General features: G+C 36.9%; 7 protein-coding genes and 1 pseudogene. 3 read left to right on the top strand and 5 right to left on the bottom strand.

Annotated elements, in window-relative coordinates:
* Positions 1-185, bottom strand: a pseudogene (locus F607_RS31310) (IS982 family transposase); the annotation flags it as partial.
* A 406-nt stretch (positions 186-591) separates the two neighbouring features.
* Between F607_RS31310 and F607_RS0123050 the strand changes: the two are divergent.
* Positions 592-1722, top strand: coding sequence for a hypothetical protein (locus tag F607_RS0123050; protein WP_027709959.1), 1131 nt, complete (start codon positions 592-594; stop codon positions 1720-1722).
* A gap of 74 nt (positions 1723-1796) precedes the next feature.
* On the top strand, positions 1797-2588 hold the full coding sequence (locus tag F607_RS0123045; protein WP_027709958.1) for a crotonase/enoyl-CoA hydratase family protein: 792 nt from the start codon (positions 1797-1799) through the stop codon (positions 2586-2588).
* Positions 2589-2600: 12 nt separating this feature from the next.
* Here the strand turns inward: F607_RS0123045 and F607_RS31305 are convergent, their stop codons facing one another.
* Both F607_RS31305 and F607_RS0123035 read right to left on the bottom strand, forming a co-directional pair.
* Positions 2601-3470, bottom strand: a complete 870-nt coding sequence (locus F607_RS31305) for a YjjW family glycine radical enzyme activase (RefSeq protein ID WP_038292107.1) — start codon at positions 3468-3470, stop codon at positions 2601-2603.
* Positions 3471-3767: 297 nt separating this feature from the next.
* Positions 3768-5297 carry a YjjI family glycine radical enzyme gene (locus F607_RS0123035; protein ID WP_027709957.1) on the bottom strand — a complete coding sequence of 510 codons (1530 nt, stop codon included), beginning with the start codon at positions 5295-5297 and terminating at the stop codon, positions 3768-3770.
* A gap of 228 nt (positions 5298-5525) precedes the next feature.
* Here F607_RS0123035 and F607_RS0123030 point away from each other — a divergent pair, with 228 nt between their 5' ends.
* The gene (locus F607_RS0123030) at positions 5526-6134 is read left to right on the top strand and encodes a hypothetical protein (RefSeq protein ID WP_027709956.1); all 609 of its coding nucleotides are present in this window, start codon (positions 5526-5528) and stop codon (positions 6132-6134) included.
* A 66-nt stretch (positions 6135-6200) separates the two neighbouring features.
* Here the strand turns inward: F607_RS0123030 and F607_RS0123025 are convergent, their stop codons facing one another.
* Together F607_RS0123025 and F607_RS36220 are read right to left on the bottom strand one after the other, a co-directional pair.
* Positions 6201-6584 carry a hypothetical protein gene (locus tag F607_RS0123025; RefSeq protein WP_027709955.1) on the bottom strand — a complete coding sequence of 128 codons (384 nt, stop codon included), beginning with the start codon at positions 6582-6584 and terminating at the stop codon, positions 6201-6203.
* A gap of 759 nt (positions 6585-7343) precedes the next feature.
* Positions 7344-7517, bottom strand: a complete 174-nt coding sequence (locus F607_RS36220; protein WP_084611388.1) for a transposase — start codon at positions 7515-7517, stop codon at positions 7344-7346.
* Between the last annotated feature and the right edge of the window lies 1 nt (position 7518).

Here is a 7518-nt window from a genome sequence, read left to right as displayed (position 1 = left end):
TACCGCCAGATATGTGTATCTTCATCTAGCCCAAAAAACTCGCCGATGAGCTCCATTGCAATCACTTCAGGATCAGAAAGGGAAGGCATAGTCCCTCGTTCACGTAATCGCTGGCCTTTAAGTAAATCATTAAAGGTATCATCAACCCAGCAATAAACTGCTATGATAAACTCTTCTACTGACATCCCCTGTCCCTTTGAATTTGTTTCGGCAAAACAAAGGTTGGGGTCAGGGGTTGTCATTTCAAACTAATAAAAGTCGAGCATCGCGTTATATTAATAGGTGATTGGGGTGAGGGGTGAGGAGTGAAGATAACAAAACCTAGAAATCATTCGTGAATGGGTATACCTTGCTTTTTTAGGTCAACTCATTAGTTGCTTATTACTTATGAACGGCTAGAAGTTCATGACTCAAAATCCACATCCAAAGCCTATTGCTATTAATATCAATTATCAAATACAACGTTATTTCAGCAAACTCTCTTGATTCAACACAATATATATTCCCCTCTATAAATAATAATAAACACAGTAGAAAAAACCTATATTTTTTAGGGATGGTTATCTGCTCGTAATAAGGAGAAGTTAAATCATGAATATTAATAGTATCAAATATAATGCACTTGCAATTATTTTTTTGCTATTCTCGCTTAATTGCTTTAGTACACAGTCAATCGTACTGAATAATGTAGCTAATACGCTCTATGAAGCTGTTAATAGCATGGAGGATCATGAATTATATGAAAAAATGAAGAAGCATTATCGGACATTGCGTTTATTAGATAATAATGATCAATGGGCGACAGAAAGACTAAGCTTAGTTTCAGATCTACTTTTACCCAGCACAATCAACAACCAAAATGCTATAGAATTTATCAACCAAACAGTTTACAGCCTGAATAAAAATGAATATTTATTAAACTTCTTTGAAAAGGCTAAAAGCCACACTTTTAATGATCTTATCAACAAATCAAGCTACAACCGCTTTCAGCACCTAGCTGATGTTATTGCTTATGCCCTTGTCCAACAATATCTAACTACCGCTATGTATGACGACTGGCGAATTATTGAGGATTGTAAAACAATTTGGTCTAAAACACGTGATGAAACTAACTTTTATGATCATATGGGGCTTTTCGCAAAAGTAAAACTAGTTTCAGTCGAGTACCCAATTAGTAGAATTATCTCCTTCCATAAAGAGAATAATGTTCCAGAGTATTTTACTAAGCTATTACTTCCACTCAATATTATCGAAGCAGTAGCAGTCGATACTAATAATGGGTTTCTAGATAACGCATTAGCTGGGTTAGTCTTAGCCGCTAATAATCCTGGTGAACTACCAAGTCGCTTTAATGATAATCACAAATCTATTCTTATTAGTATGCCTTTACCTGAAAAGTGGGCTGACCTGTACAGTGTTTGGAATCTAGCGTTTGTTTCACATTATGAGTATTTCCCTTACACTATGGTAAAACTCGTTATTCCAAAAGTAAGTGATTATCATGACCAGCCAGACGAATACATCTACAACCGTGCATTGGCATTATACACACACTTACACTTTACATATCTAGGAAGTGCTGACCGGGCAATCACAGGAGAAACCTTATTCGATTGGAGTGACAAAAAGTTCACTAAACTATTTGGAGAAGTTAATCGCGCAAGTGCTTATGATTATGAAAAAGCTGTGATTAAGTATAAAATCTCCGGCTCAGAAGAATAAGTGTATAGCCTCTACAATTGGAGAATCCCAATCTTTGCAGGTTAATTTCAGGTAAAACGCTAAGGAGTCAAGCAATGGGCTGTATAAAATATCAGAAAGAAGGTCCTCTTGCTAAAGTAGGTCTTAATCGGCCTGAAAAATACAATGGAATCAATATGGCTATGTTTAATGAGCTCATAGCTACAGTTGAAGAAATTGCGGCAGATAAGTCGATTCGAGCAGTACTTTTATATGGGGAAGGTAAAGGGTTCTGTGCAGGATTAGACTTTACAGAAGTTATCAAACAGCCACAAAACATACCTTACCTGATGAACTTTTCAGATGATAAAGTTGCGAATAAAGCCCAGCAAGTTGGCTATGCCTGGACAGAACTGCCAGTACCGGTTATAGCGGTATTACACGGGCCTGTTTTTGGTGGTGGCTTCCAGATTGCAATGGGGGCAGATATCAGAGTAGCCTCACTTTGCGCAGTATTATCTATTATGGAGATCAAATGGGGATTAATCCCTGACATGTCAATTACGACAACACTTCCTTATGTAACGTCTTTAGATGTTATTAAAGAGCTAATGTGGACTGGTCGAAAAGTACCCGCTGAAGAAGCTAAGGAACTTGGTTTAGTGACCCACATTGACGAAAATGCTATGGAAAGAGGATTATTCTTAGCTGAGCAAATTTGTCAGCAATCGCCTGATGCTATTTCGCAAAGTAAACGGATGATAAATGAAGCTATTCAGTTAAGACACGCAGAACGTTTACGACTTGAGGCTGAATTACAAACTAAGGTACTGGGTAAATCCAATCAATTAGAAGCTATGCAATCAAACTTTCAAAAACGAGCTGCAAACTATAAAGATCGTCAGTAATTTGTTAAACATTTAGAATAGAGGTTTGACTAACGAAATATTAGTCAAACCACGCTTGGATAGCTTTTCTGAAAAGCTTTCTATATCTGCCAACGTAGCTGCTTTATATTGCGTATTATAAGGACTACGAACACCGTGCTGCTGAAAACCCATAAGTTTTAGATTTATACTTGCCTTAATCGATATCATAAAATTTACCAATTCACTAGCATCAGACAAAGTATCATTAAGCTGTGGAATCAATAAATAACGGATCTCATGTAATTTTTGTTGATCAACCAAATAATGAATAGTTGCCACTACATTTTTGTTTGATCTCCCTGTTATCAATTTATGTCCTGATTTATTTATCGATTTTAGGTCAATCATCGCCTTATCATAATGATTGTGCAATAATTTCCACTTTGAAATAGGTAAGCTTCCATTGCTATCAATATAAATTGATAAATGCTTTGTCTTTGGATCATCATGTAGCATTTCTGCTACTTCAATAATAAACTCATATTGAAGGGTAGATTCGCCACCAGAAAAGGTAACCCCGCTAATAAAAGGCACCACTTTTAGTATCTGTTGTTTTATCTCACTTACTGAATAGTACCGAGAAGTTGGATTAGACGAGCGTGGGCAACGATCAATACACTTTTCACATTGTATGCAGTTTGTTGGATTATATACTAACTTATCATTCATAAGCTGCAAACATTGCTGCTCGCACGCTTCAATGCATTCACCACAGTGATTACAATGACCAATGGTATGTGGATTATGACAGTTAATACAGTCAAAATTACAGCCTTGTAAAAAAATAACCATGCGGCTACCTGGGCCATCTACACAGCTAAATGGAATTATTTTACTAATCAAACCATCAATACTTTTCATAACAAACTTTTCTTTAACACACTATGTATACCCAAAACGAAGGGTTTTTATACCCCAAGGGCACAAGGGTGCAGCCGTTAAATGCTCCTCGGCAATAGCGCCTGCATTGCTCTACTATATGACATCCATGTCATTATACATAAACTGCCTTTCCACCATCCTTAGTGGTCAAGAGCGCTGACAACAAACCCTACTAATGTGTCGGGAACACATTAGAACAGCTTCGCTGGCCCGTTAGGGTGAGCGCTATGGATAGCGCACATAAAAATGATTCATGAAGGGTATAGTCCTGGCTTTTTATAGTGCTTTAACACACCGGTTAATAACTTTGCCATTATCAACTGCTTCACTGCCTAACACTGTGCTATTTAAGCGTGAGCCTTCTTTTTTATACTTCTCAATATCAGATCGTCTGACCATGTAACCCGTTATACGGACCAAATCTCGATTAGCTACATTTGCGGTAAACATTCTTAATCCTTGACGAATAGCCCCTTGGGATACCTCCAACAATGCTAAGGGGTTCCGTTCAATGGTTTCATCAATGTTAAAAATATCACTGATGCCTGCGGCAAAATACTGATGCATTGGTAAAACAGCAAGGATATGGGAGAGCGTTTCTGGTTCTTCTCCAGTTGTAATACGAGTACCTTCTGTCACACCGATATCTGAACTAATACCTGATTGCGCGTGAAAAAGCACTTGCTGATTTCTACAATAACGAACTTTTCTGGCTTGTATTAAGTCAGCATAGATACCTACAATCCGTTCACCTAACTTATTTGCGGCTTCATCATGCCCATAACGCCCTTCTTCATGCTTTAATTCCATCATACTATTCACAAGTTCGGCCAACCCAAAAATACCAAACATTGCAGTAAACCGATCAATAGAAATAAAACCTTCCTTAGCTAGAAAATGATTATCAAAAAATCCTGATTGCTCAACTAAATAATTTATTCTTGCTTCCAGTATTTCGAATAGTAAATCTGCACAACGTGGAGCTACATGCTGAATATAGCATTCTTCAATATCATTTTCGGTTGGGTACTCTTTTATAGCGAACTTAAAACTTTCTGCTAGATTCAAGCGAACCAGTGAGAAAGCTCCACCACCCAAAGGCAATGAGTTATAGCAACTTGCAACACCATAACCTTCAGGGAAGTCTTTGCAGATTAATTGATGATTTGCAATATGTGGTTTATTACAATGAATAATACTGGTGATAGCCTCACTCAACAGTTCAATGCTAGTACTACTTTGGTAATCATATTTACACGTTAAATTTGGCGTAGCTTGCTGTAAGTCACGGTCAACTTTCAATATTACTTTAGCAACTCGGTTGTTTATTGGGCCAATATTTGCGTGCATAAAAGCATCAGGTAATGTACGATCTAAATACTGCCAAAATAAACGAATTTTTTTATACAGATAGTCCTCTGACATATCTTCTTTAATATAAGGCAATAGCAGCTGATCAATATCGCCTAAATAGACTGGAAACCCTGTCACCGAGGGCACATGATGATACATTATCATCAAAAACTGAATGGCTTCATCAAGGTCTGTCGGTGGTGTTAACTCAAGATACTCACACCCTTTGTTCAATGCTTCTCGATAGTCCGGAAGTACATAGCGAGGTTTATAAGGTGCATGGCCTTCATGGAGATCACAGATCAAACCTGAGGTTAGTGCTTGTTGAGCTTCTAATGACACCTCAGGATAATCAAGGCTTTGATCTGCTAGTTGTGCTATCTGTGTCTGTTTTTGTGCAGGACTTAAGTGAGGATGATTGGCAATCGCTCTGACATGTGATTGAAGGTCCACTGCGACTCTCCCCTCATTGGGTGATTAATAGTAATGATTAATGAACAGAAGTATACGCCTGTTTCATCCTCAGATTATTAACAAGCATCAATATACTCTTTGTAAAAACTATTGATCACTCCTTAACTTTTCTCGTTCAATCGTTCACAAAAATTGACTTTAGAAAGTGCTAAAATGCTCTAATACTCTGTGCATATAAATCTTAACCTATTGAAATACTGGAAAATAATGAGCTTAGTCAGTTATACCTCATCACTTTTTTCTCTTAGCCCAACGATTAAGATTGATGAAGACTTAATAACGATCAAAGGCTCTAAAGCAATACATCTGCTCACTCTTTTTTTATTACTAGAGTCTGTGACCATTAATAGAAAGGCACGTAACGTAATTATTTCCCACCGTTTCTGCTATTTTTTCAAATCAAAAACTGTCATTGCATTTGATGAAATAGATTACCTAGATTACAGCTTTAGTGATTTTGCAACATGTTGGGGTATATCCCTTGATGAAGGCGGTATTTCAAAAACTGATACGATTGAAAAGTACACACTTTCAATTTCAGCCAATCGTGGTGAAAAATACAAACTCTGTTCTTTTTCTGGTGAAGGCGCAAAAATGATAGGTCTGCTTGGCGTACTTACAGGTGATGACTTTATTGATTTCTCAGGAACTCAAGGCGAAGACTCTAGACAACTCGCCCTTGCCTTCTGTAAAATTTTTGATGTACCACTAGGCAAGCAGTTTGAGTTTTCTAACACGACTACTTGCCCTAATTGTAAAAGAAAAATATCTAATAAAATAAAATGCTGTTATTACTGTAGTGAAATTATTAAATAACTTTATGCATATCTAGTGCTTCAGAAGCTTCCTTCATAAAAAAACTTCACGCATATAATACAGTCATTATTGATTTTGACTACCTGACGGCATAACAATATAAAGAATTTTATTATAACCATCGCTAGCATTTGTGATTCTAAAATCTACTTTTTCACCACTTGAATATGCTTTAAAAATTGCAGATTGGAGACTGCTATCTTTATCATTAAAGTAAAGATAGTAATTTGCTCTCGTGTTAAAGCCTAATTCAACATTTCCACCACTGACTGTGCAATTATTCTTATCTAGTATTACATACTGTTTCGTCTCGCTGCCATCGCTTTGGCTATTGATATAAAGACCACGTATTTTTGAGCTAATAATTGATGGATTACTATTATCTAAACAGCCTCCAAAAGCACTTCCTGTAAAGTATAGTAGTAATAATGACAGTGCTGCCCTTTTCATAATTATTTATCCCTTATTAGTTTTATACGAAAACACATGGAATTGTGATTATTTTATTCTCATTGGTCAAGCTGCGTTTTAATTGTAAATTCAATTAATTTTTTGTTTATACGAACATTATAGGTAGATCGTTAACAATAAATACTAATCTAGGCAGTTTGATTTTATATAAACCTTAATATCATGCCTTTATCTGATTACACTACTGCCCTAGCCAAGATAAAAAAGTTATAAAATTCTAAGCGTTATTACAATGAGAGTGCAGCCAAACACTGTAAGAACATGTCTTAAAAATATACAGTTGCCTAAGTAAAAGACCTTGGTTTCAAGACTAATAAGTATGACTAGTGTCATCATTATACAGAATTAGTAATTCATCTATACAAAAAAACTGGACTCCTAAACAGAAATAATATTTACCCAATAGTGTCGTGCTCCCTCGGTCGCCATGCGATACCCAAAGTCTACTTAAGCGAGGTTAAGGTATAAAAAAGAGGATTTTCAATATTTGAATTTGTTTGTGAAGCAAGTGCTAGAAGCACCGTGAGCAGTGGAGGCCAAGGACGTTCTTCTGCTGCAGGAGGAACAAATAAATCCAATGAGTATAATCGCTGATCATCACAAACTCACTTTATGTGCGACTACTCTGGTATTCATCAGGTAAGTCATAACGCTCCCGCAGAGCGGGAGGCTTGACAGCTATGAGCAGCCCCAAGGGCTGCCAATGTTAAACTTCAGTGTTTAAAATTAGCTTCCGTGTTAAAAATCACCCTCTTCATCCGTGCCTTTTCCATCCAGCTGCTCTTGGTTTCGAATATACTTTCTAATCTGCTCTTCTTCGAATCCAACCGTTGAAATCGCATAGCCTCTTGCCCATAACGACTCCCCATTGAAGTTTCTTTTCCTTCCACTAAATTGCCTTGCAACTGCTATG

Origin of the sequence: Zooshikella ganghwensis DSM 15267 (assembly GCF_000428585.1) — a bacterium.
Taxonomy (GTDB): Bacteria; Pseudomonadota; Gammaproteobacteria; order Pseudomonadales; family Zooshikellaceae; genus Zooshikella; species Zooshikella ganghwensis.
The sequence above is the reverse complement of the archived record's forward strand: the minus strand, read 5'-3'. Positions and strand labels throughout refer to the sequence as shown.

Excerpts from the sequence above, each read along its gene's own strand:
- F607_RS0123050 (WP_027709959.1), top strand. The coding sequence starts at position 592 with ATGAATATTAATAGTATCAAATATAATGCACTTGCAATTATTTTTTTG.
- F607_RS0123045 (WP_027709958.1), top strand. The coding sequence starts at position 1,797 with ATGGGCTGTATAAAATATCAGAAAGAAGGTCCTCTTGCTAAAGTAGGT.
- F607_RS31305 (WP_038292107.1), bottom strand. The coding sequence starts at position 3,470 with ATGAAAAGTATTGATGGTTTGATTAGTAAAATAATTCCATTTAGCTGT.
- F607_RS0123030 (WP_027709956.1), top strand. The coding sequence starts at position 5,526 with ATGAGCTTAGTCAGTTATACCTCATCACTTTTTTCTCTTAGCCCAACG.
- F607_RS0123025 (WP_027709955.1), bottom strand. The coding sequence starts at position 6,584 with ATGAAAAGGGCAGCACTGTCATTATTACTACTATACTTTACAGGAAGT.